The organism is Streptomyces sp. NPDC026394 (assembly GCF_055567735.1).
On the sequence record NZ_JBVHPX010000004.1, the window covers coordinates 195,630 to 221,056 of the forward strand.

General features: G+C 68.6%; 10 protein-coding genes. 3 read left to right on the top strand and 7 right to left on the bottom strand.

The features are described from left to right. Positions 1-238: 238 nt before the first annotated feature. The 7 genes from ACZ4QV_RS12330 to ACZ4QV_RS12360 form a co-directional block, all read right to left on the bottom strand. Entirely contained in the window at positions 239-2,668 is a 2,430-nt protein-coding gene (locus ACZ4QV_RS12330) for a UvrD-helicase domain-containing protein (protein WP_467762851.1), read from the bottom strand. After that, entirely contained in the window at positions 2,665-9,336 is a 6,672-nt protein-coding gene (locus ACZ4QV_RS12335; RefSeq protein ID WP_467762852.1) for a DEAD/DEAH box helicase, read from the bottom strand. Before ACZ4QV_RS12335 ends, ACZ4QV_RS12330 begins: the two co-directional genes overlap by 4 nt. Next, positions 9,333-14,753, bottom strand: a complete 5,421-nt coding sequence (locus tag ACZ4QV_RS12340; protein ID WP_467762853.1) for a DNA methyltransferase family protein — start codon at positions 14,751-14,753, stop codon at positions 9,333-9,335. Before ACZ4QV_RS12340 ends, ACZ4QV_RS12335 begins: the two co-directional genes overlap by 4 nt. Beyond that, entirely contained in the window at positions 14,750-17,851 is a 3,102-nt protein-coding gene (locus tag ACZ4QV_RS12345; protein ID WP_467762916.1) for an SNF2-related protein, read from the bottom strand. Before ACZ4QV_RS12345 ends, ACZ4QV_RS12340 begins: the two co-directional genes overlap by 4 nt. Positions 17,852-17,987: 136 nt before the next feature. After that, entirely contained in the window at positions 17,988-19,094 is a 1,107-nt protein-coding gene (locus tag ACZ4QV_RS12350; protein WP_361635742.1) for a serine/threonine-protein kinase, read from the bottom strand. 225 nt (positions 19,095-19,319) lie between these two features. Continuing rightward, the gene (locus ACZ4QV_RS12355; RefSeq protein WP_467762854.1) at positions 19,320-21,074 is read right to left on the bottom strand and encodes a CBS domain-containing protein; all 1,755 of its coding nucleotides are present in this window, start codon (positions 21,072-21,074) and stop codon (positions 19,320-19,322) included. Positions 21,075-22,694: 1,620 nt separating this feature from the next. Next, positions 22,695-23,117 (bottom strand): YjbQ family protein, encoded by a 423-nt coding sequence (locus ACZ4QV_RS12360; RefSeq protein ID WP_361147680.1) that lies wholly within the window; start codon positions 23,115-23,117, stop codon positions 22,695-22,697. 214 nt (positions 23,118-23,331) lie between these two features. Here ACZ4QV_RS12360 and ACZ4QV_RS12365 point away from each other — a divergent pair, with 214 nt between their 5' ends. The 3 genes from ACZ4QV_RS12365 to ACZ4QV_RS12375 all read left to right on the top strand — a co-directional run bounded on the left by ACZ4QV_RS12365 (position 23,332) and on the right by ACZ4QV_RS12375 (position 25,423). After that, entirely contained in the window at positions 23,332-23,415 is an 84-nt protein-coding gene (locus tag ACZ4QV_RS12365) for a putative leader peptide (RefSeq protein ID WP_358970165.1), read from the top strand. A gap of 293 nt (positions 23,416-23,708) precedes the next feature. Next, positions 23,709-24,605 (top strand): ABC transporter permease, encoded by an 897-nt coding sequence (locus tag ACZ4QV_RS12370; RefSeq protein WP_467762855.1) that lies wholly within the window; start codon positions 23,709-23,711, stop codon positions 24,603-24,605. Next, the gene (locus tag ACZ4QV_RS12375; protein ID WP_467762856.1) at positions 24,578-25,423 is read left to right on the top strand and encodes an ABC transporter ATP-binding protein; all 846 of its coding nucleotides are present in this window, start codon (positions 24,578-24,580) and stop codon (positions 25,421-25,423) included. The genes ACZ4QV_RS12370 and ACZ4QV_RS12375 overlap by 28 nt, the downstream gene beginning before the upstream one ends. The last annotated feature ends 4 nt before the right edge of the window (positions 25,424-25,427 follow it).

The window sequence follows — 25,427 nt, forward strand, 5'->3', positions numbered from 1 at the left end:
GACCCGGCGGACACGGCGATCCCACGAGATCACGCCGGGCCCTCCCACAGATCGCCGCTGGTCAGCACGGCACCTTCCCGTCATGCTGCCCGCCTCCGGGCTGGAAGACCCGGCCGCCCCTCACCGTCCGCGCCCACTGACTCACGCGCCAGGCCATATGGCTTGGTGGCGCACAGCTCCAGATACCCCATCCTCACCGAGCCGGTCACGTCCACGGCCACACCACTGCAAGCCCACGTCAACAGGGCACCCCCCGGGCACGCGGCTTCGTCTGCACCGGCAGGATCGGGCTCGGCGCTCCGTGCCAAGAGATGCGCAGAACGTCGCGGGCGCGGGTGGTGGCGACGAAGAGCTGGTTGCGGCTCTTCTTCAGCTCGCGTTCGTAGCGCTTGGGGTCCCTCTTCTGGTACTTCTCGACGACTGTGGCGCTCGGCAGGACGCCTTCGCTCGCGCCGACCACGGCGAGTTTCTGGTACTCAAGTCCCTTGAAGCGATGCATGGTTCCGATGTGGACCTCGCCGCCGCCCTGCGGGCCGTCCTTGGTGAGGATGGCGGTGGTGATGCCGTGCTTCATCTCCAGGTCGGCGGCGACTCGTCCGGCCATGGTGCCGTCGACGACGCAGACGGCCATGGTGCCGCCGGGGTCGCGCACAGTGCCGTCCTCGGTCGGCTGGACGATCTCCTCGCGCCAGCTCTTCAGCGCCGCGGCGAGCTGGGTGATCTCGTCGTCCCAATCGGCGCAGGAGACCAGTTCGGGGACAGGGCCGCGCAGCAGGGAGTGGTAGCCGTCCAGGTTGTCGGTGCCGTCGTCGAGATCGTCGTACGTGGCGGCGCCGACGACCATGGCGGCCTTGTCGAGGATCTCCTGGGTAGTGCGGTAGCTGAGGGTCAGCTTCGAGGAGCGGCCGCGGATGTTGATGCCGACGGTGGACAGGGTGACTTGCCGGTCGTAGATGCGCTGGTGTGTGTCGCCCGCGATGAACAGGTCGTCGGGCCCCTGGGCCACCATCGCGCGCAGCATCTTCCAGTGGGCCGGGCTGAGGTCCTGGGCCTCGTCGACGACGATGTGCTGGTAGCGGTGGCGCAGGTAGCGCATGCCCGAGCTGTTGGCGTCGAGGTGGGTCAGATCGCCGCCACCGACCTCTTCCTTGCGCTCGGCACGGATCCGGATCTTGCGGGCGCGTTCCATTTCATAGCGCGCCGCGCGCTCGGCGGCCTGGGCCCAGGTCTCGCGGCTGATGCCGTTCAGGCGCAAGGTGAGCTGGTCGAGGATCTTCCAGATGGCGGCGCGTTCCGGGCGGGTCAGGGCCTTACCCATGCCGGCCCGACGGGCCTTGAAGTAGTCCTGGCGGGTGGCGAGGGACTGGCCGAGGACGATCTGTTCCCACTCGTCGAGGAGGAATTCGGCGTCCCAGCGCTTCTCGTCATACTCGAAGAGGATCTCGCGCAGGACTTCCAGGGCCTTGTCGTCGGTGGTGAGGGAGCGCTGCGAGCCGGGGGCGGAGTTCTCGTTGAGGACACCCTGGGCGAGCTGGTCGATGTGCTTGATGTCGACGCGTTCCAGCAGCTCGGGCCCCACCAGAGAGGTGAGGCGCGAGCGCAGGTCGGCGGTGAGGTTCTTGGTGTAGGTGGTCAGCAGGATCGGCTTGCCGTGGCCGGGGGGAAGTTGGGACGCAAGGCGCGCTACGCGGTGCAGCGCGACGATGGTCTTGCCGGTGCCCGGTCCGCCGCTGACGCGCGCGGGGCCCTTGTAGTGCCTCTCGACGGCCTTGCGCTGAGTGGGGTGGAGGTAGACCTTCCAGGCACGGAAGTCGCCTTCGGCCAGGACGTTGCGAATGTCGTCGTCGACGGTGGTGACCGCGGTGCGGGACAGGGCCGCGGCCATGTCGTTCTCGAAGCCGGGCTCAAGTTCGGCGGCGGCGGGCCGGGTGATCTCGTCCTCGACCTCTTGGATGTCCATGCCGGAGCCGAGCCCGGTGAGAACCTCGGCGGTCAGCCGCGGGGCGCCGGCGATGAGCTGATCGAGCTCTTCCTCGGTGGTGACCGTGAGCGCGAGGTCGACGAGGGCTTCGGCCACGCCGAGGCGCCGCAGGTCCTCGGCGGTGCAGTCGCCGATCACCGGCCACGCGGCCGCGGCGGAAGCGGGCGTGGGTACGGCCGCCTCCTCGTCCGGGACCGAGACACGCGGCTCCGAGACCGAGCCCGGAGTCGGCTGCTCCGCAACCGGGGCGGCGGGCAGCAGGGCCTCGGTCCGAGGCACGGTCCCGGCCTCCGCCTCGTCCGCGGCCGGCGTCAGCTGAAGACCCGCGCGCTGCAGCACGCTCTGGCCGACCACACCGAGATCGACGAACTCGATCTCACCGGTGATCCGGTTGATCGCGACGGACAGCTCTTCGTAGACGTCCTTACGGTGCCGGACCGCCACGACCAGCCACTGCTGTACACCGTCGGCGGCGGCCCCCGCACGGGCCAACAACGCCCGGTACTTGAGGTTGATCCTGGCCCGGTAGATGCGGCCGTCACCCTTGAGCGGCTTGAGGTCGAGACTTGGGTGTTCGGGGTTCTGCCGGAAGAGGTGGCAGAAGTCGTAGAACTTCGTCTTGACCGACGAGTCCATCTTGTAGAGCTCGTTCTCGGCCTTCTGGTACAGGCTCAGGCGGGCTGTCATCGTGCGGCACTCTGTTCGTCGGAGTCGGGCAGTGCGGCGAGAAGCGCGTCGAGGTCGGCGAGCCACTCCTCGGCGGTGCGGACGGTGTATCCCGCGTCGCGGTAGGCGCCCCAGGTCTTGACGCTCTCCTCGTCCTCTTCGTCATACAGGTCGACCATGACGGCGATCTTGCGCTCGGCGTCGGGCCAGGCAAAGTCGGCGAGCCAGCCTCGTTCGCCGAGCTCGTAGCCGTACGCGGGGGCCTTCTTTCCCCGGTCGGCGAGGAGGTGCGCGAGGCGGGTGAGAGGGGCGTCGGCGCCGTCCTCGTCGAGGAGTTCGAGGATCTCCCGGTCCCAGAGCAGGTCGCGCAGGGCCGCCTCGACGCGAGAGTCACCCGAGGGTTCACGCGCGATCAGGCCGGCTCCCGCCGCCGCGCTGCCGTGGCGCATGACGAGAGTTTCGAGTTCGCCGACGCCGCCGAGCGCCTTGAGTACGGACGCGTCGAAATCGCCGGCCGCGGAAGTGGTCAGCTGGGCGCCGTCGCCGCCGTCGTACGCGAGGAACTGCAGGACGTTGGACCACTGGAGCCAGGCGCGCCAGCGCGCCTTGTGCTCCGGCGTGCCGAGCTGGGTCGGGTCGGTGTCGTCGAGACAGACCAGCGCGGTGAAGCACTGTGTGGCCCCGTCGACGAGGAGTGCGACGGGCAGGCCGGAGGCGTCGCACGCCTGGAAGAGGTTGAGGGTGCCGGATCCCGTGACGTGTGACGGGTCGATGCCACCGGTGTCGCCCCAGGCCTGAAGCACCCGACCGAGCTGCTCACGCGCCTGCTCAGGGATGCCGTTACCGACGAGCAGCTTCTTGTCGCCTCCCAGGAGGCCTCCCACCACGGCGGTCGCCCGCTTGCCCCAGAGCGGGTTGTCCGGTCCGCGCAGGTAGGAGAGCAGCATGCTCATCGGGTCGGCGAAGACGGTGTCGGCGAGGTCGTCCCCGCCGCCGTACAGCTGCTTGGCGACATCGCGAGCGCTGTGCGGGTACGGCGGCCACACAGCCTCGGCGGTCTCCCGCGCGGCCCCACCCACACCGGAAACCGAGGCCTTCTGCTCGAAGGCATCGAGGTCGTCCCACGTCAGCTGGAACACGATCCGGCCGTCTGCGCGCAGTCGGTTGCGCTTGTCGGCGTCGCCCGCGAGCCGGTTGTGCTTGCGCGTGGCGTGGTAGCGGTGCCCGTCCAGGTAGACAGTGATCTTCTGCTTAGGCCCGTCGGTGCGTTCGAAGGTGAAGTCGGTACGCGTGAAGCCCTCGTTGCGCTGAGCAGTGAGCCGCCAGCCGTGCACCGTGCCGGCCTCGTCCAGGCGCAGGTATCCGCTGTTGTCGCCGCTCTCGTCGAGGACGGTGTCATCGCGCTTGGCGGCCCAGCCGCGCAGGGCCTTGAGGAACCGGGTCTCGAGGTCGGACTCGACCTGTCCGTCCAGGCCGACCTGGTCGGTGTTGCCGACCTGTTCGGTGTCCCAGGCGTCGGTGTCGGTGCCCAGCAGCTCGTCGAGGATCTCCAGAGCGGCCTGGCGCGAGATGTACTCTGCGTGCCGGTCCTCGGCGTAACGCAGCATGCAGCGGTGGCATGCTGCCCTGCTCTCGTCGTTGCAGGGGCAGTCGACCAGGATGCTGCGGGCGTTTTCAAGGACCTGCCGGAAGTCGCCCGGGGCGGTGAGCCGGTCGAGGTAGCCAGTGCCGTGCGGCAGCTTGTCGTACAGGACAAGGAAGTTGCGCTTCTCGCCGGTGGCCTGGTCGGGCATGGAGGCGAGCGTGGTGTCCAGGTGTTGCGGGTCGCCGCCGAAGGCGCGGTCCACGCCTAGGCGCAGGGCGGCTTGGAAGGAGTGGATCTTCTCCTCGACCAGGACGGTTGCGGCAGGCAGCAGGATGCGCAGGGCCTCCGTCTCCAGCTCGTGCGCGAGCAGGACCTGTTCCTGCGGGACGCCTTTCGTTCCGCGTCGTACCGGGCACCAAGGGGTGTGGTGCTTGACGTCGCTCTGGCGGTTGGCGGAGTTGTCGACGGCGTCACGGTCGTCGTCGAAGACCGGCCGCCCGTCCGCGCTGGCGGCCCCGCAGGAGGTGCACACCTGGAACGGCGCGATGCGTACGCTGTGGCCCGCGAGCTGGTCGTTCTCCTGCGCGCCGATGCGCAGCGGCCCGGCGTTGACCTTGCGGATCACGGCCCTGCGGGTGTAATCGACACCGAAGATCTCACGCTTGTGCCGCCAGGACTTTCCGGCCACGAAGTGCTCGGGGGCGATGTCCACCGTGTCGATGACGGTGTAGTAGCGCCGGTCGCGGTCGTCGCTCTCGTCGCCGATCCGCGCGTCGTCGCGCTTGGCGCGCGCGGTGACAACGGTGGGCTGCACGATCTGCCACAGGCTGCCGGAGTCGGCGATGCCGTCGTCGCCGCAGCGCGGACAGGGTGCGATGTCGCTCTCGGCGTGCTCGGTGCGCACGAACCCGCAGGAGGGGCAGAATCGCCAGGTGCGCCAGTCCTGCTCCTTGCCGGTGACGATGTCGATGCCGGTGACGCGGTGCTTGTAGCCTTCGGCGTAGAAGGTGTTCCCGGGGGCGAGTTCGGACAGCGCGTAAGCCCGCGGCCGCTCGTAGGAATACGTCTTGGACTTGTAGCGCGGCTTCTGTTCGGCCGGCGCGGGTTCGGGCCAGTAGACGGTGGCGTCCAGAGTCGTCGTGGCGTCGGCCAGCGCGTAGTTCGGCAGCAGCCCCAGGTCGCACAGCACGCTCTGGGACGGCTGCCGCTGCCGAGCCCCGCCCGCCTTGGACAGGGCGTGCCACTCGGCGTCCAACTCGGCCTTTGTGCGCGCCTGTTCCTCGTCGCCGTCCTTCAGCTCATCGATCGCCGCCCGGATGGTGCGGATGCGGGTGCGCAGCTTGTTGTTCTCGCGCTCCCACTCCCGCTCAGCCTTCTCCACGGCGCTGCGTATGCCGCGCGTCGCGTACTGCTTGAGCTCCTCGGCGGCGGTCTGGCTCACCCCGGTCGGGAAGAGCGCCAGGAACCCCGCGACGAGCTCCTCTCCGTGCGCGAGGGCGGCATCGGCGAGGTCGGCGAGGTAGCCGGAGGGCCCGAACAGCTCGTCCACCCTCCGCGACAGTGCAACCAGCGGCTTGCCGTCCTCGCGCAGCAGCCGTCCGCGCGCCGCCAGGTCGAGCAGATGCGCGGTGTACTGGCGGCGCAGGATCTCGATCGCCGAGAGGTACGAGCCGGGCGGCACGATCAGCCCGTCGATCATCTCGCGCGGCTGTTCCAGAAAGTACTGGTCACGTCGCGAACGGTCCGGGATCGTCAGGAGGAACGCATTGCCCGTACGCCGCCCCGCGCGCCCCGCCTGCTGCGCGTAGTTCGCCGACCGGCGCGGCAGCGCGCCGAGCACCACGGCGGACAGGTCGCCGATGTCGATGCCCATCTCCAGCGTGGGCGTGCAGGACAGCACGTTCGGGTCGTTGAACCCCTCCCCCTTGCGGAAGGCCTCCTCCACGCGCTCGCGCCGGGCGCGGGAGAGCAGACCCGTGTGCTCGGCGGTGATGACCTGGTACGTGCCGGCCCGCCGGTACAGGCTGCGGTAGTAGTCCTCGCGGTAGTCACGGTCCCGATCGTGACGGCCCGTCGTCTCCCGCCACCGGTCCCCGGCGATGAGCCGCCCGGTCGAGCAGCGGTACGCGGGGCAGGGCTGCTGGTGGTACTGGTCGAGCAGCGTAGGGTGCACCGTCTGCTCCCAGAAGCACTTGGGGCAGCGTACGTACGCCTCGTTGACCTCCTTGTCGGCGAGCAGCTGCAACCGCAGCGCACCGGGCTGGAGCCCGTATAAACGGGCTGTCGTGTCGCGCGGAGTGCGCGCCGAGAGCAGGCCTGCGTCAGCGAGGCGGGGCAGGAGGCGCACCCAGAAGTCGTCGGCCTGCTCGCGGGTCAGATCCAGGCAGCGCTGCACCCACGTCTGGAACCAGGACAGGCGCCCTGCCGCGAAGTCGAACTCGCTCTTGTCCTTGGGCCGGGCGAGGAGGAACGTCGGCGCGGAGACTCCACTCGGGAAGGCCTTCATACCGCGCGGTCGGCCGCCCCAGATGTAGAAGCGGCTGGTCCCCGCCTCGTCCAGGAACTTGGCGAGCCACCGGTGGCCGACCGCGCCGCGCGTGCGCAGTCGCTCCAGCGTCCCGCGCAGGAAGACGAGACAGCGCGCGTCGTCGTGCTCGGTGATCTGAAGCCCGCGCTGCGCGGCCTCTTCGTGTGCGGTACGCACGAGGGCAATCGCGGCCTGTGCATCGGGGATGTCCACCCAGGAGGCGGCGGTACGGGTCAGCTCCAGGGTGCGCCCGTTCCGGGAGCGGTGGCCGAACTCCATCGCCGCCTCGAACGCGAAACGCTCCCCGATAAGATCCCACGTCCGCTTGTCCCCGCCGCGCCCCTTGCCCGAGAGCAGCCGGTCCACACCCGCGTCGTCGTGCAGGTCCGGCGGTACGACGGCGGCGAGCGTCTCGCGGTCGGTGGTGGCCTCGACGACGTCGGCGATCAGGTCGTTGAGGGCGCTGGGCCGCTGCTCGCTGAGGTGCTTGGCGAACAAGGCCCGCAGGGAGAAGGTGTACGAGCGCGACGCGACGAACCCGGCCCGGTGCGCGGCGTCCTGCACCGAGTCGTTGAACAGCAGCGTCTTCGTCTCGCGCTGTTCCCTGTCCATCTCCCCGCCGGTGAACAGCTGGGTGACGGACGCGGCGGCAAGGGCGGCCGAGCCCGTACCGAGGAAGCGGATCGCGTTGTGGGTGCCGCAGGCCGGACACCAGTCGTCCTTGGCGGCCCGCTCGGCGGTGTCTCCGAGGAGGACGAGCACGAAGGCCGAATCGGCGGTCGCGGGGCGTGGGTTGCCGTCGCCGTCGTAGTCCTCGATCGGGTCGGGCAGGCGAAGTCGGCCGGCGGCACCATCGAGGATCATGAGAACCCCGGCACCGCCGGCAGTCAGCGTCTTCTGCGACGCGCGGTCGATCTTCGTCCGGCCGTTGCCCTCGCGGGCCTCGTTGTCGGTGGCCGCGACCAGGGTGCGCAACTTGGCCTTGTCGGCGGTGACGGAGGCCCGGCGGATCTTGTGGGCCTTGAGGGTCAGCTCTTCCATATCCGACTCGGGCGCGAGGACGGACCACCCGGAACGCCCGCACTCCCGGCAGTACACAGCAGGAAGGAACAGATCAGTGCCACGGGTCGTCGTGGTCTCCGGCGTGGCCCGTGACGGCGTCGGCGCCCCGTCACCGTCCCACGCGAACTCGGCCCGTGGCCACGGCAGCACACCCCGCAGCATCCGCGACACGGACCGCGCCCACTGATGCAGCTCCACCTGCATGAAGGGACGGACGAGACCGACGGGCGCGTCCGGATCGCGCGCCACGGAGAGCAGGGCGACGAACCGGGCGAGGGCAAGGGCGGCGAGGTGCGGGCGGGTGGTGATCGCCTCTTCCCAGCGCTTCGCGCCGCTGCGGCGCATCACATCGAGGATCTCGTCGTACGTACGGACGTTGCCGTCGAAGGCCTTGAGGACGGCGTACGTGAGCCGATTGCGCTTGAGGGCGCGCCCGAGTTCGACCGGGTCGGTGATGCGAACGCCGGTGACGACCTCAGAGAGTGCGGCGAGCGCGTCGGGGCCGGACGCCGGATCGGGCAGGGTCGTGATCGCCTCGGGGAACGGGACCTCACCGGGCAGGAACTTCGCCTCGGGGATGAACGCGTCCACGGTCTGCCGGTCCTCGCCGACGATCGCGTCCTCGGTGAAGGCCGTGCCGAAGACGTTCGTGGCTACGGTCACCAGGTCGCGTACGCCATCGGCGTCCGTACCGGAGGCCAGGGTCGCCGAGGTAGCGACGGGCGTGATCGTCCCCAACGGCCGGTCGGGGCGGGTGGCCCCGACGGCGGAGGCGAGACGCCTCAGGAGCATGGCCACGTCGGTGCCCTGCGCGCCGTCGTACGTGTGGAACTCATCCACGACGACGTACCGGATGTCGCACCCCTCCCACAGCGGTGCGTCGGCGGCACGCTGGAGGAGCAGGTCGAGCATCTTGTAGTTGGTGATCAGAATGTCCGGCGGGGACAGTTGCATGTCCTGGCGACGGGTGTAGACCCGGTCGTACTCGGTCGCCGCCTTGTCCCCGATGTACAGGCCGGCACGGACGCGGTTCAGCGCGTCGTGCTCGGTGAGCAGTTCGTCGATACGGCCGGCCTGGTCGGTGGCCAGGGCATTCATGGGATAGAGAAAAACGGCCTTGACCCCGTTACGACCTGCGGCGCGCTCGCGGGCGCAGTGATCGAGAACCGGGTAAAGGAACGACTCCGTCTTGCCGGAGCCGGTGCCGGTGGTGACGAGGGTGGGTTCGGGGGTGTGCCCGTTGCGTGTGGTGAGGCGCGCGAAGGCACGGGCCTGGTGCGCGTACGGTGCCCAGCCGTCGGTACGGCGCCAGTCCAGGTGCTCCTGCCAGCCGTCGTCGGCACGGGTGAAGGGGGTCCGAAGACGGAGGTACGGCCCCCGGAACATCCCGGCCGATTCGTCCCCGAGAAACGCGTGCAGCGCCTTCCGCACACCCTCGTCGGCGAGCCCGTACGTGGTGGACAGGTACTGGAGCAGGCTCTCCTTCAGCCCCTGCGCTTCGAGCGTCGGCCTCACGGCTTCGGAACCTCCATCTTGACGGGGTCCCACAGACCCTTGGCGATGGCCTCGTTAAGGCGCTGGGTGAAGTAGGCGTGGGCCGCACGCATCTCGCGCTCGCGCTTGGCCTTGTAGAAGGGGGCGGTGTAGCCGTCGGGGACGGAAGCGGATTCGGGGAGCGGGGTGGCGGGCTCGGCAGGGAGCACGCCCTCGGGTGTCGGGGCGCCTACGGCCTCACGGAAGGCTTCGAACTGGGTCCAGTGGTCCTTGGTTTGGTCGAAGCCGTAGGTGTAGCGGTCCCCAGCAATCTTCCGCTCGGTGGCGTCGAAGTACGTGACGCAATCGAAGTCCTGCATGATCGGGAAACGGGCCCGGTACATGGCGATGAGGGTGTCCGCATCGATGCCCAGCCATACGGCGACCAATGCGTCGATCTCCACGAGCGCGGCGCGACGGGCGTACTCGGTACGGAGTGCGGTGTCGCGCTGCCAGGTGGGGGCGACGGCGTGCAGCTCTGTCCGCATGCCCGGCCAGGCGATCGCCCAGGGCTCGTATGCCTGCCACTTGTGGTCGTAGAGGTCGGACCAGAGGTCGGCGTAGGCGTTGGTCAGGCAGTTGAGGCGGAGGGTGCGGAGGAGGAGGGCGGGGGCTAGGGGGTGGTCGGACTGCGGGGCAGGAAGCGAGTTTGCGGTACGCACACGCATATCTCCCGTACCACTCGTCCGCAGGTAATAGTCGAGAGGGAGACCTGCCCAGAACCCCGCAACGAGCGCTGTCTCACGCAAGGTACCCAGCCTCATCGAGTTCACCTGGTCGACGTGCGTCATGCCCGGCGGGACCAGGGCAGCGTAGAGCGCGCGCTCCGTATCAGGTGCGATCTGGCGCCGCCACGCCACCCTGTACCGCTCGCTGTACGGCGTACCGGCCTTCGCCCACAGAAACGCCTCGATCTCTGCGTCCTCGACGTCCTCCGACAACACCTTCCGCTTCTCGGCAACCTTCAGCCGCGCCAGCTCCCGCTCCTCATTCGACGCGAGCAGCGCCTCGTACGCATCCCAGTCGGTCCACCGGTCCTGCGCCCCCAAGAACACGTCCTCCGAGGCCACCCGCCGGTACTCCGACTCCGGTACCGCGTCATCCGTGAGCGCCTGCGGGTTGAGTCCGCGCACCTCGCCACCGCCCTGGCTCGGCTGCTTGAACAGCGGGTTGGTCACGCCGATCTGAGGGCCCTTCAGGAGCACCTCGCTCCACGACGCCGCGGAGTAATCGTGCTGGCCATCGATGCCGGTATTGAAGTCGATGAGCCGTTGGTCCTTGCTGGGACCAAACTGCGCTTTCTTGGCAGTGGTTTCGTTGTACCCCTGGGTGATGTCCGGGCCCAGCTCACCGAGTCGCAGGGGGTAGAGGCCGAGTGCATCGATCGCTGGGTCCTCGGCGGTGCTCACCGGCGTGAGGAGCCGGGTGTGCTCCACCGGCCCTTCGTCACCGGCGAGCCGCTGCCAGCGTTTCAGGGTGTCCGTGGTCACGCGGACCACTCGCTTCGGGTGCGGGCGCCCGTCCCAGTCCCCGTCGTACTTGACACCAGGGTCGACACCTTCTTCCTTAGCGTTGGCGGACCCGCGAAGCACGTCTACGGAGAAGAGCCACGACAGCGAGTCGAAGTCGATCTCTCCGGCAGCACCGTAGATGTGCACGCCGAAGTGGCTGGACCGCCCCACGGGCGGCGGGAAGAAGCGGTTTCCGGCGTTGACGAAATCACCGTGAATGCGCAACCGCCGATACGCCGCCGCCCGCAGCTCCGCCTCCTTGTCCCCCGCGAAGTGCGTGTCCGGATGCACCATGCCGACTGTTCCCGAGCCCGCCGCGTGATCCCACACCTCGCACATGAACGCCCGATAGAGGTCCGGTCGGCTTCCCGAGACCAACGGATACACCGGTTCCGCCGCCAGGTACGACGCCATCGTCACAGTGTTCGTCACCTCGCCGAGCAGATACTCGTGCGCATCCCCCCGCGCCAACTCCGCCTCTCGCCGCCGGTGCTTCTCCTCGGCCTTCGGTTTCTCTGTGAGCATGAACCAGGGTTCGTACTCGGCAAGGACCGCGTTCTCCTTCCAGTCCGGCCGTACCCAAGGCGGATTCCCCACCTGCAGGTCAAACCCTCCATTCTTCCCGGCGAACACCCCCGCAAAGTCCAACTCCCAGTGCAGAAACCCCTGTTCCTTGGCGATGTCTCGCACCACCCGCATCCACGGATACCGCTGCTCGACCGCCTTCCGGGGCTCGTCCATGTCCATCTCGGGCTGGGTCTGGATCACCTCTTCGAGGTGCTTCAACTCCTCCAGCGAGTCGACGGAGGAGACGATCGTGCCCTCCTGCACGTCCCTCCTGCCGACCATGGACTCAAGGAAGTCGAGCCAGTCTGCGAGGTTCGTCAGCGGGACGATCGCTCGACGAAGTGCCGGTCCGTTCCTCTTCTTCTTCGCCCCCGAAGGCGCCCGCTTCTTGATCTCCTGCTGCTCGACGACCTCGCCCTTGCCTTCGTCCCCGAAGGCGATCTGCTCGGCGTACCGGGGCGCCGGCGTCTCCACCACCGACGCCAGCAGCCCGTCCAGGTCGACGCCCTCCCCGGCCGCGACGACCGGCGTCGTCGCGTACTCCGGGTCCGACCCGTCGAGCAGCCCTACCTGGTCCAGCGGCCAGAACCACAGCGCGCACCACGCGTCCATGACCTGCTTGAGCCGCCAGTACGGAGATCCCTCGGCCTCGAAGAGGTCCGCGAAAACCTGTTCCTTGGTCAGCGGCAGCGCGCCGTCATCCACGTCCTCCTTGTCGCGCCGCAGGAAGCCGTACTCCTCCCCCTCGGCGCCCCACACGTCGATCGTGCGCGCGATCTCCCGTTCGCTGAGCTCCATGCGCTTGGCAACGAGCTGCCACAGGAACTCGACGCGCCGCGCCACCGCCTGCAACCGGGCCAGTTCACTGCTCTTACCGCCCGTCGACTTCGGCTTGGCGGCGATCACCTTCTTCCAGGCCTTCAGCTGCCGCACCTGCTCCCCAGCCAGTTGCTCAACGAGCTTCTTCGCATCGCCGCTCGCGTCCGCGACCGCACCCCACCCGGGCGTAGGCAGCAGGAACTGGTGCACAGCCCCCTCGGGCAGCGCCTGCTCTGCGCCGTCGCCCGGGGACCGGAACGGCAGCTTCGTCGGCGTAACCGCCCCAATCGTCCGCTCCTTCTTGACGCGGCCCGCCTCGAACACCCAACGACGCGCCCCGATAAGTGAGTTGCCGCGCCGCAGGTGTAATCCGAACCAAGGCGCTCGCATACCCGGATGCATGGTGTTGAGCCACAGCGACACTTCCGCCAGCTCCACACCCGTCTCGTTCAGGTCGATCCCGTACGCGTTGTGCAGCGCGACGTACGCCTTGACCTTCTGCTTCGCATCAAGCGCTTTCGACGTGTCCAGGCTAACGCCCAGCTCTTCCTGCCGCCGCTTCAGATACTCCTCAGCGACCTGGTTGATCGCCTCGTTCAAGAACGCGCCAGACCCGAGCGCCGGCTCGCAGATCGTGAACTTCAGCAGGTCGCTCGCCCGCGTCTCGGACGTGATGCGGTGCTTGAGCGCCAGCTCGACGGTGACCTTGGTCAGGGATTCGGGGGTGTAGTACGAGGCGGAGGTCTCGCGGTCGCGTCCCGCGAGACGGTAGACAAATGTCCCCTTGGCGTACTTCTTCGGGCCGCGCAGTCCGTACTGCTCGGCGTCCTGCGCGGAATACACGACGTGCGTGTTCTCCGGGTAGTCGCTCAGCCGATGTGCGGGGATGAGCCACGAGCCCTTCTCGGGGTCGCCGTACTGCTTGCCGCCGCTCTTGTTGCCCGGCTTGGCGACCTCGGCGAGTTCCTCGTCCGCGATCCTGCCGGTGTAGGACATCAACCCCTCGTACACCGCGCCGAGTTGGTTGATCCCCAGATTCCGGTACGAGATGAAGCCGCCCTGCCGGCCCTTCGCCCCCGCCTCCTTCATGGTGAGCAGGCGCAGTACCTGGTGCAGGGCCTCGTTACGCAGCCGCAGGTCGAGCCATTGCGGCTGCGTCTCCTCGTCGCACTCGGGGTGCAGGACGTTGCGGCCGATGAGCGTGATGGCCTTTGGGTCGAAGAGTTCACTGCGCAGCGCCTCGAAGCGCAGCCCGCGAAGCTCACTGCGCTCCCCGGCGCATAAGTGGTCATCTCGCTCGGTGCCGTGCGGACGATGCCCGAAGTTGACCTTGTTGAAGAGGACGTCGAGGGACGCGTACAGGTGGAAGCCGCCCCGGATCTCCTCATCGACCAGCTTGCGCTCGCGTGCCACCAGCTCGCGCAGGCGGGCGACCGAGTAGCCCGCCTCGTACGTGGAGTCGTCGGCGGGCAGGATGCCGAGCTCGGGGCGGGCCTCGGCGTACAGGAGGAACAGGATGCGGTAGAGGTAGCGCAGCGACTCGCGGGTGAGCTGCTTGGCGATGGGGCCCTGCTGCGGGTTCTCGATCTCGATCGGCTCGACGCCCGCCTCGCGCAGACGCTCCAGTACCTCGTTGGCGATGATCTCTACGGAGCGCTGAAGCCCCTTGCGCAGCTCGGAGTTGACGCCGACGGCATTGTCGCGCGACGCCTTGATCAGGTCGTCGATGCGGCGGCCCTTGCCGTCCGCGCGCGGGGCGAGCATGTCGCGGGAGAAGAGTGCGGCAAGCAGTGCGAGCTCGCCGGACTTCGAGGTGTCGTTACGGGCCAGGGCCGCGTCAAGGCTCGCGGCAATGTAGCGGCCTTCGGCCCAGGCGGTGCGGTCGGCGAGCACGAGGACTCCGCCGCACAGCAGGAGCACGACGCGAGGCGGCTCGCCGCCCGCCTCGTGCAGTTCGCTCTGGAACAGCCAGCCGGCCAGCTTCTCCCCGGCCGTGAGCGTGCCCTCAGCGGTCTTGAGCGGGTGCAGGGCCGCCCCCGGCCCGTCGGCATCGAGGGCGTCATCCAGACTGTCGGTCCAGCCGCAGTCGAGGGCGACGATACCGTCACCGTGCCAGGCGACTTGGAGATCGTATTCCCTGCCGGCGTTGTGCACGGTGAGCGTCCGGCCACCCGAGTCCTCGTACCCCAGGGCCGCGAGGACGTCCGTGTGCCAGGCGGTGACCCGCTCGGCCCACTCGTCGGTGACGTCCTCGTACCCCTCCTGCGCCCGGGCCGCGAGGCGGGGCCGTACGGTGGCGGTGTACTCACCACGCAGCTTCGGCAGAAGTTCGCGCGGAGTGAGCCGGGAGTCGTGCGGGTCGGTCTCGCGGTTGGTCCAGAGACTGAACAGACCCTCCTCGCCCGCCTTGTTGCGCTTGAGGGTGTTCTCCAGCTCCTCGCTGAAGTAGTGGGCTGCCAGGTATTCGCCGCGGTTGGCGAAGGAGTCGTAGGTATAGCTCATCGGGCGGACTCCTCAGCGTCGCCGGGGATCGTGGAGTGCAGGGGTTCGAGTGCGGCGAGGACCCGCAGCATCGGGTCCCCCGCGGTACGCAGGCGGCGGACGAGGGCACGACGCCGCTCGGCGGTCTCGTACACCTCCTGCTTCCGCTTGCCGGTACCGACCGCGAACAGGGCCTCCTGCTCCCAGTCCCGCACCTTCTCCTCGTACGGGGCGAGGTAGGCGTCGACCTGCCGGTCGTAGTCGGCGCGGCGCTCGCGCAGGTACGCCTCGGCGGCATCAACGGCCGGGGACACTAAAGACTGGAGGAGTTCGGGTTCGACGGGCTTGTCGCGGCCCGGCATGCCGGGGCCGACTCCGCAGGCGGTGAGGAAGGCCGAATCCATGCGCCAGACGCGGGGATTCACGTCGGCTAAGCCTGTGACGGCCATCCACTCGACGACCGTCGGGCGGCCCGCCGCGTTGGAGTAGGCGCCCTGGAGGAGAAAGACCGGCCCGGTCAGCGTGGTCGGAAGGCCGGGATCGATGGCCGCGGCCTTGGCCGCATCGGCCCGGTAGGCGAGGACGAACGCCTCGTCGTACTTGAGCTTGGCGAGCACCTTGTCCGTCACCCAGTCCAGAACCGGGTGGATGTCGCCGACGTAGCTGACGTTGGGCCACTGCGAGGTGGGCTCGTCGCCCTTGCCCTGCTTGGCGTTGCGGGCCGCCTCCAGGCGCTGGGCGGCGTACGCCTTGTCGAAGGTGATCTTCAGGGTGCCGTCGTACCGAGGTGTGGTGAGGATCTTCTCCTGTACGAGGTACGACTTGGGCAGCTCGCGGAACCGGTACTGCAGATCGTCGGGCGGCGTGAACTCGATGCGGCCCCCAGCCGTCTCCGGCCGCCAGTTGAGGGCCTCACGCTCGGCTTCCGGATAGATCAGGTCCATCGCGGCGTGGAAGTAGGCCCGGGTATCGGCGAAGACGTGCGGTACATCGGCCTCACGCACCGGGGCCGTGACGCTGACCGCCTGCGCTGCTGTGCGGTCGGTGAGACGGGCATTGGCATTGGCCAGGAGATCGGCGAGGACGCCGCCGGCACTTGCCTGGGACTGCTTGATGGACCGGTCGACCGTGCTGCCCTTGATGAGATCGCGGGTGAGGCGGTCCTCTTCCTTCTTGTCGTCGTACAGACCCGTGACCGCCTCCGCGCTGCCCTCGCCGCTCTCGATCTCGTGCGCCTGAGCCTCGCGGCGCAGCAGGCGGGTACCGACGAGCCGGTCGTCGAGGGTGAGCTGCTCGCCGGTCTCCTCGTCGTGCCGCCAGGGCACGTCGGCGGTGAGGGTGATGGCACGGAACTCAGGACTGACGGCCTGCCCGTAGCGGTCGATGCGGCCGTTGCGCTGCTCGATGCGGATCAGGGACCAGGGCAGGTCGTAGTGGATCAGGTCGTGGCACTGGTGGTGCAGGTTGACGCCCTCGGAGGCAATGTCGCCGGTGAAGAGCAGACGTACGGGTTCGTCGGCGCGGCCGAAGCGGTCGACGATCTCGCGCTGCTGCTGGTCGTTGGTCGTATCGCCGTGCATGACCTCGACGGTGCCGCCGTACACCTTCCAAGGGCGGGACTCATCGATGTCGGTCGCCTTCTGCTTGAAGCCGAGTCGGGCGGGTACCGCCTGGGCGAGCCAGGTCAGGGTGGCGATCCGCTCCGAGAAGACGACGACGCGTCGCTCCGAGCGCGGGCCGACGCCGAGGTCCTTGAGGGTGCGTACGAGGGCGTCGAGTTTGGCGGAGTCGGCGTCGGTGAAGTCGGCAAGCAGGGCGCCGAGTTCGGTCAGCGCGGTCCGCTCGGTGGCAAGCGCGGCACGGCGTTCGTCGGTGTCGGCCTTGCGCTTGGGGTCGTCCAGGTAGGCGCGGCGCTTGGTGACGGACCTCTGCAAGGCCTTGTGTGAGGAGAGGAACGACTTGAGGAAGTTGTAGGCGACCAGTGGGTCGGCACACGCCGAGGACCGGTCCGTCTCGCCCGGGGTCCACTCGGCTGCGAGCTTCTCCAGGACGGCGGCTTCCTTGGGGGTCGCCGGTGCCGGGACCGGAAGCGAGGGACCGCGCTCGGCCCACGGCTTGTCCTTGAGACCGTCACGCACCTCACGGTCGGTCTTCGTACGCCGGATGTAGAGGTGGTCGAGATCGGCGACCTTGTAGTTCTTCGGGTCGGCGATCGCTGCCGGGTCGAGCATGCGGATCAACTCGGCGAACGACTCTGCGTCGCCGTTGTGCGGGGTTGCGGAGGCCAGGATCAGCGCATCGGTGTGCTCGGCCAGGCGGCGGGCGAGGCGGTTGTTGCGGGTGCCCTTGTTGACAAGGTTGTGCGACTCGTCAATGACCACCGCGTCCCAGGATATGTTCTCCAGGTGGTGCGCGTACGTGGCCGACTTGAGCATGTCGACCGAGACAATGACCCGCTTGAAGTGCGCGAAGGGATTCCGCCCGGCCGGGATCTCCTGCTGGATGCGCTGGATGCCGGTGGAGTCGAGCCGTACGAGGGGCAGCGAGAAGCGGGTCCACAGCTCGCGCTGGAACTGCTCGAGCACGTGCGCGGGGGTGATCACGAGGATGCGCTCGCCACGGCCTCGCCGGATCAGCTCGGCCAGGGCGATGCCGATCTCAAGGGTCTTGCCGAGGCCCACCACGTCGGCTATCAGGAGGCGGGGCTGCGGGTTGCGCATGGACAGTGCCAGTTCAGCAGGGCGCAGCTGATGTTCCTGCCGGTCCATGAGGTGCGAGTCCGCCAGCGCGAGACCGTGCTCGGTCTGTGGGAGGGCGGTCTTGCGGATGACCGCCTCCAGGTAGAGGCGCGCCTTGGCGTGCTTGGAGGTGTCATCAGGCACCAGTCGGGTGCGGCGCGGGTCGAGGACATCGATCTGGTCAAGGCCCTCGTAGAAGACCGCGTCGGTGCCGCGCACGAACGGAGAGACGCCGCTGACCTCAAGCATCAACCCGTCGCGGGACTCGTCGACGGACTTGACCAACCACTGCTCGTCACGCACGCGCACCTGGGCGCCGGGCGCGAATGCCGCCTTCGTGCCCGGCGAGGCCGCCGGGGCGGCGTCGCGCGCCTCGGGCATCTCGGGCTGCTTCCCCGTGGTCACGTACTGCTCCTCTGAGGCTGTTGATACGCGTCGAACATGACGCTGGTGGTGCCGTACTCATGTGTACCGCTGGGCTGTGCCGGCTGACAGCCGCCGTGACGGCACGGTCGTGTCAGCGGCTCGACCAGGCCAGTTCTCGGCGTGCCGCATAGCGGTCGCGAAGCTCACCGGCGACCCGGCGGGAGGCTGGAGGTCGCCCTCTGCTCGGGGGCTCCGGGACTGAAACAGCCGGTTCCTCCACCACGGGCGGCTCCGGCTCCGACTCCTCGCGCAACTGCCGGTCCAGCTCGTCGAGGCGGTCGAGCATATGCGCGTCGGGCTGCGGCAGCACCATCGTGGGATGGTCCTTGGGCGTCGTCTGCTCGATCAGGGAGCGGCGGGCTCGGGCCGGGCTCGTGCCCATGCGACGCAGGAGGTCGGCGCACTGGCGCGTCACGTGCGTGAGGCAGGGGCGGTCATCCGGCCGGTGGGCCAACATCGGTGTGACGACTGCCGCCAGCTCCTCGGGCAGTCCGGACAGGTCGGGGGCGACCTCAGGATTGGACACCTGGGCGGCGACGGCGGGCCACGATACTCCGCTGTACGGCGCGTGGCCTGTGGCGGCGTACAGCAGCACCGTCCCTAGGCCGTAGACGTCGGCCGCCGGTGTCACATCGGTCACTCCGAGTGCCTGCTCGGGGGGGATGTAGGCCACCGTACCCAGGATGGTGCCGTCCTGGGACATCGAGCCTTTCTCCGCACCGACGAACGCACCGAGCCCGAAGTCGATGATCACCGGGCCGAAGTCGCCCATCATGACGTTCTTGGCCGTGAGGTCGCGATGTACCAGGCCTACGGCATGCACGGCGGCGAGCCCTTCGGCCAGGAGTGCGCCCAAGCTGGCCACGTGCAGTACGGACAGCGGCTCGCCGTGGTCCACGGTGTCGTACACGGAGCGGCCTGGGACGTAGTCCGTGGCCAGCCAGGGCAGGTCGGCGGTCGGGTCGGCATCGATGAAGCGAGCGACGCGCCCCGTGCCAGTCAGGGTGCGCGCGATGGCCGCTTCTCGTTCGAAACGTGCCCGACTGTGCGCGTTCGTGCGCTCGGGGCGGATCACCTTCACCGCGACCGGGTCGCCCGCCACCGAATACGCGAGGTAGACCTCCCCCATCCCGCCGGCGCCAAGGCGCCGCTCGACGGCGTACGGCCCGATCCTCTCCGGATGACTCAAGGCGCTCACCTGTCTCCCCCCGCCGTCCGCTCGAACGATGCGACCGCCCCCGGCACGTACATGTCCGCCTTGGCGCAATCAATGGGTGGAGGGAGTAGGCAATGACACATCACCGCATCAGCATACTGATCACCGCTCTGCGGCCGGGAGACCTCTCGCGAACTCGGGACGACAATCCCAGGTCTTCGCCCCTGGCCGGTTTCGGGTGCCCGTGGCCGCACCACAGTGGGGCCGTCATCCTGACGCATCCAGCTTCCGCAGCAGGCCGAGCAGACCGTTCAGGAAGTCGATCTGCTCCTGACCGATCGGGTCCGGACTGAAGTGCATCAGGTCGTTGCGCAGCTCGGCACATTGCTTGAGGGCATCGGTGAAGTGCTTCTGGTCGAGAGGGAGCCGAGCGTGCTCCCAGGTAGCCGGGTCCCTGAAGAGGTGGGGGTAGTTGCCCAAGCTGAGCGCCGAGGCGTCTTCGGCCAGGCCCGCCTTCTTCTTGTTGGTCTTCGCGATGCATGCACGGATGTGCTCGATGCCGAGACACCGGTCGGCGATCCTCCGGAGTCGCTGCTCGACCTCTTCGATCAGTACGAACGGGCTGACGCGAGTGCGGAACTCGACAGCGATGTCAGACGGAGTGACGATCCCGCACACCCGGTGCGCGTCGTTTCTGACCAGTACAAAGCCGTGCTTCTCGATCAGACCGATGCAGTCGAGGAGATGTTCCGTCGCAGGGACTTCCGGAGCGGGGACGGTGGCGTCGGCGAGAGTTGCGTCGGGACTGAACATCAGCGCCCCACCGATGGATGTCCAGCTGACGGCGCCGAGCAACCGGCCGTTGCCGTCGAGGACCGGTAGCTGGCTGAACTCCTTCAGCATCATCCGCGTCTGCGCGTTCGCCAGGGTGTCCGCGGGCGTTACGAAGTCAACGGGGACGTTCGCCGAGGGGAGGTTGCCCACGAGATAGGCGACAGACGGATGCCCCGTGCCCCCGTCCGCGTCCACCTCGCCGGCCTCGTCCACATTGGCGGTCGGCGCTCCTGGCGAAATCGCCCCCGCGCCTCGGTCGGTGTTGCCCGCTCGCTGCCCCGGAAGGCCCGTGTGCGTCGCTCCGACCACCCGCTGAACCACACCGGACATGTCACGAGCCTCCGGCGTGCGCTCCCCGAAGGTCGGTGCACCGGCAGGCTCGCCCACTGCCTCGGCACGAGCAAGCCGCGTGAGCAGAGTGGCTCCGTCCGCGACCGGTTCTTCGCCCGCCGCCACCACTGCGATGACGCTGTCGAGCGTGCCTTCCGTGAAGGGAGGAATCGACAACAGGCCCGCGTCGTCGAGGTCGCGCTGGATCCGTGCCACGGCAGCCGGGGAGCGTCGCTCCGCATCCCACAGTTCCAGGAGCTTGCGAACGGTGAGCCGGGTGGGTTCAACCGCTTGTCGGTCCTCGTCCCCTACCCTCTCGATCAGCTGGCGTCGGGCGACCAGACTCGCGCCAGGCTCCCCGTCATCCGGCCTGCCGGGGTCGGCATTCCCCTGAACCACCTCCGCGAGACGTCTCGCCGCGTCGTAACGGCGCAGCTCGAAGACGGTCTGCAACGACCCCAGCGACTGCAACAGATCCGGCCGGAAGGCGTCACGCGTCAGTTCCCTGATCTTCCAATCGACGCAACGCACGTGACGCATTCCGTCCGGCTCGCCCGGCCGGAATGCGTATTCACCGGCCACAAACCCGATCGCGTACGTGCCGTCGGCACGGGGCAGCACGACGAGATCGCCCACGGCCATCTCGTGCCGGAAGCGGAAGAGCTGGCCCGTCCAGTTGCCGCGGGTGTACGCGTTTTCCTCCGGATATGCAGCATCAACGACATGGCGTATCTCGCTGCGACCGGTGCTGCTGGAAAGGTCCTCGGTACCGGGCCAGCCGGCGATCACCAGCCCGCGCTCCAGCGCCTCCGCCTCACGCTCGCCCCGCCGCCCCGCTCTGACCACCCACGCCCGCATGCCGCCGCCCCGAATCGATCTTGACTGTCGCGTCAGGTCTTCGCGACATCCAACGCATGTTCGCAAGGCGAAGCCGCGTCGGCAACCCCGACGACCTTCCTGTCGCCTCGTACACCAGAAATGGCATCCAAGGTTCCCCGAGACACCGCGTGTTGCCTTCGTAGCATGGCCGTGGGTCCTCTGCATGCGATGCTTCCCTTCCGTGGCCAGGGAAGTTGGGTCTTCCCCTATCGGACAAGTCCTTGGAAACTCTTCCGCAGGAGCAGACTGCCGACGGCGGCCCGGTGCTTCTGACACACAGCTCGCAACGTCACCAAGGTCGGCCGATGCAGCCATCTGCGGTCAGGCCATATCGCCAGAGCCACAACCACGGGCTGTCGGTCCCCTCCGCCGAGGTGCGAAGCATGGCGAGCCGGATCAGGGCATGCGCGTACCCAACATCAGCCGCGCGGTGAACCAGCCGTCGAGCTGCCGGGAGGTGATCCCGTTCCCTGCAGCTTTCATGTCCGAAGCGGCTTCACGCAAGGGCGCCGCTCGCGTCGCGTCCGGACTCGAAAGACTCGGCACAATCCCACAGCGAGGAGAGTTCCCTGTCATCGTGTTGCCCGTCGACGTGCGCGACCAAGTGGGCTGCGCGGCGCAGGCGCCACCGCTGTTCTGCGGCATCGGCGAGTTGCTGGACGTGCGGGGCGCCGCGTGGACTGCTGCCTCTCAGAATCCGGCTGGCGGGCTGATATGCCGACGTTCGACATGGGCGTGCTGCTCAAAGTAGTCGGCGAGCTGATAGCACGGCCGGCTGACTTCCGACGTACCAGGGCGAGGGTGGTTCGGGCGCAGTGGGCCTCTGGCACCCCGACACGTTCTGTTAGATCGGTGAACGTCGGCTCGAACCAGGCATCATCCAACATGTCCCATTCATCGTCACTGAGGTAGCCCGAGGCAGCCTGCTCCAGAAACGTCCGCGGTAGGCGCGGGCCGTGTCCAGGCCGATGGACGTCCATGGCCGCCCAGAGGAGACCCCGCGCGGACACGGGGGCTCGTGCCGGTAGCGGCGTATCAACTCCGGAGCACCGGCGCGAAACTGAGCAAGGCGGCCGTCGGCAGAGTGCGCGGCCTGCACGAGCCGCGGATCGAACCGCACATGCTCTCCGCCCCCTTCCGAAAGCGCTGCCATGAGCTCACGACGCAGCTCGCGAATCATCTCCGACAGCTCGATCACGCATCTCTCAGGCTGACGACAGTGAAAGAACCCTACTGCGCTGGCATGTTCTACCCCGCGGGACGTGACCGCTGCCACGCCTGCCGCTACAGGAATAAGCTGAGCCGAGCCGGACCATCCATGAGTCCACTCGTGTAGTGCAACGCTCGCTGCAAACTGATCCACGGAGAACGGAAACCACCCCGTCTCCGGGGAGAAGATCTTCTCCCCGGAGTCCTCGCGAGGCCACCCGATACCTACTGCTCGGTCAGTCCGAGCATGAGGCTCTGGTGCGGCCGACCTACGCAGCTCTCGATCACGGTGGACGGCAGATCCGAGAGGGCTCCGGAACGGCAACGGCACTCTGCCAGACCGTTTGGTGCGGCCTGGCTTCGCCTCTACAGTCCCACTGACGCGGCGCTCTATCCGAGAAAACTCAGCCGTACCTGCCGGTTCGGGTTGTCCACGTTCGTGTCCACCAGGCAGACGGACTGCCAGGTGCCCAGCGCCAGCTCGCCGCTGACGACGGGAAGCGTGGCGTGCGGCGGCACCAGTGCGGGCAGCACGTGGTCACGGCCGTGGCCGCGGCTTCCGTGCTGGTGGCGCCACCGGTCGTCCGCCGGGAGCAGATCCTGCAGAGCGGCCAGCAAGTCGTCGTCGCTGCCCGCGCCCGTCTCGATCAAGGCCACGCCCATGGTGGCGTGCGGTACGAAAACGTTGAGCAGACCGTCCCGGCCGTCGGCGACCTCCCGCAGGAAGGACGCGCACTCCCGGGTCAGGTCGTGGACCACCTCTTGCGAGCCGGTCCTGACGTCGATCTCTCGCGTCGTGAAACTAGCAGCCATGCACCGATCCTCTCAGATCGGGCATACGAATCCCGGCACGCCGGCCGGCCGAGCCGCGCCCCTGCCCATACGGGGCTCGCCCGGTCTCGCCGTCGGCCCCGGCCTCGCTCGACCGGTCTCGGCTCCCGCTCCGCGCGCAACGCCCGCGCAACAATGGTCCAGCAGGCGAGACGGCGTTTGACCCTTCTTCAGCCGCGCCGCTACGTTCAGCGACATGTCTACGTCAGCCCGGCTCACCACGCGCGGTCACATCGACCTGCTGCGGGTGGCGTCCTCCGCGTGTCGCCGCGGCTGTTGATGTCGCTGCGGCGCTGATGCGCTGAGCACCGACGCGCCGATGCGCTGTTGCGCTGTTGCGCTGACGAGCGGATGCGCTGACGTCGGCCCGTCACCGGCCCATCGCCGGTCCTGCTCGGGCCGTCCAGCGCCGATCGGCCGCCGATCCGGGCGGCGGACCTCTGATTTCTGACGATTCCTCCGTCTTCTTCCCCCCTTGCTTCTCTCCGCACTTCCCCTTTGCGGGTCCGGTGCCGCCGCAGGCGCGCGGTGCGTGCGCTTCCGCGTGCCGCCGCTCTTTGAGTTGGAGTGTTCATGACTGTTGATCAGGCCGCGCCGCCCGGTGTCGCGCCGCACCCGCGCAACGAGCGGCCGGTGGCGGCGCCGACGGCCGGGCCGCGTACCGGGCCGGAGCTGATCCCCGTCGTACCGGTGTCGGCCGGTCGCCGGAGCGCACCACGCTGGCTGCCCCGGGCCGTGGTGCCGGTGTTCCTGCTCGCGCTGTGGCAGGTGCTGAGCGCGAGCGGGGCCCTGGAGAGCGACATCCTCGCCTCGCCGGGGACGATCGCCCGTACGGCCTGGACGCTGGTGTCCGACGGGACGTTGCCGTCGGCGATGTTCGTGTCGCTGCAACGCGTCGCCGTCGGGCTCGCGGTCGGCGTGCTCGCCGGGGTGCTGCTGGCGCTGGCGTCCGGGCTGTCGCGGCTGGGTGAGGACCTGGTGGATCCCGTGGTGCAGATGCTGCGGTCCGTGCCGTGGGTGGGTGTGATCCCGCTGTTCATCATCTGGCTGGGCATCGGTGAGGCGCCGAAGATCGCGCTGATCTCGCTCGGTGTCGCGTTCCATCTGTATCTGAACGTGTACGCCGGAATCCGCGGCGTGGACGCGCAGTTGGTGGAGGCCGGGACTTCGCTGGGGCTCGGGCGCCGGGGGCTGATCCGGCACGTCGTACTGCCGGGGGCGTTGCCGGGCGCCATGACGGGGCTGCGCTACTCGCTCGCCACCGCCTGGCTGGCGCTCGTGTTCGGCGAGCAGGTCAACGCCGACGACGGTCTCGGGTTCCTGATGAACCAGGCCAGGGAGTTCTTCCGTACCGACGTGATCGTGGTCTGCCTGGTGGTGTACGCGGTCCTCGGACTGCTCGCCGACTTCATCGTCCGCACTCTCGAAAGGCTGCTGCTGCAATGGCGACCGACGTTCACCGGCCGGTGACGGAGACAGTTACGGGGGCCGCGCCGAAAGAACCGGTGGAACCGGAAGGAGAGGGGCGGGAGGCCGTGCGGGGCGAGGCGGCGGAAGCGGCGGAGGTGCTGGAAGGCGCTGCCGTACGGGTGCGGGGGCTCGGCCGGGCATTCGGTGGCCGGGCCGTCATCGACGGGCTGCGGCTGGACGTGGCACCGGGTGAGTTCGTCGCGCTGCTCGGGCGCAGTGGCTGCGGCAAGTCGACGCTGCTGCGGGTACTGGCCGGGCTGGACCGGGAGGTCGAGGGCCAGGTGCTGGTACCGCGGCGCAAAGCGGTCGCTTTCCAGGCGCCGCGGCTGATGCCGTGGAAGCGGGTGTGGCGCAATGTGCTGCTCGGGCTGCCGGGCAGACCTGAACGGGATTCGGCGGAACGGGCCTTGGCCGAAGTGGGGCTCGGGCACCGTGCGGATGCCTGGCCCAAGACGTTGTCCGGCGGCGAGGCTCAGCGGGCGTCACTGGCCCGCGCTCTGGTACGCGAACCCGATCTGCTGCTGCTGGACGAGCCGTTCGGAGCACTGGACGCGCTGACGCGCATCAAGGCGCAGAAGCTGGTGACCGAACTGTGGCAGGAGCGCGGCTGCGCGGTACTGCTCGTCACGCATGACGTGGACGAGGCGCTGCTGCTGGCCGACCGCGCGCTGGTGATGGAGAACGGCGTGATCGCGTACGAGCACAAGATCGACCTGCCCCGCCCGCGTGACATCGCCGACCCCCGGTTCGCCGACCTGCGCGCACGGTTGCTGGACCGCCTGGGAGTGGAGGGGGTGGACCGTGCGGTCGGGCAGTGAGGGA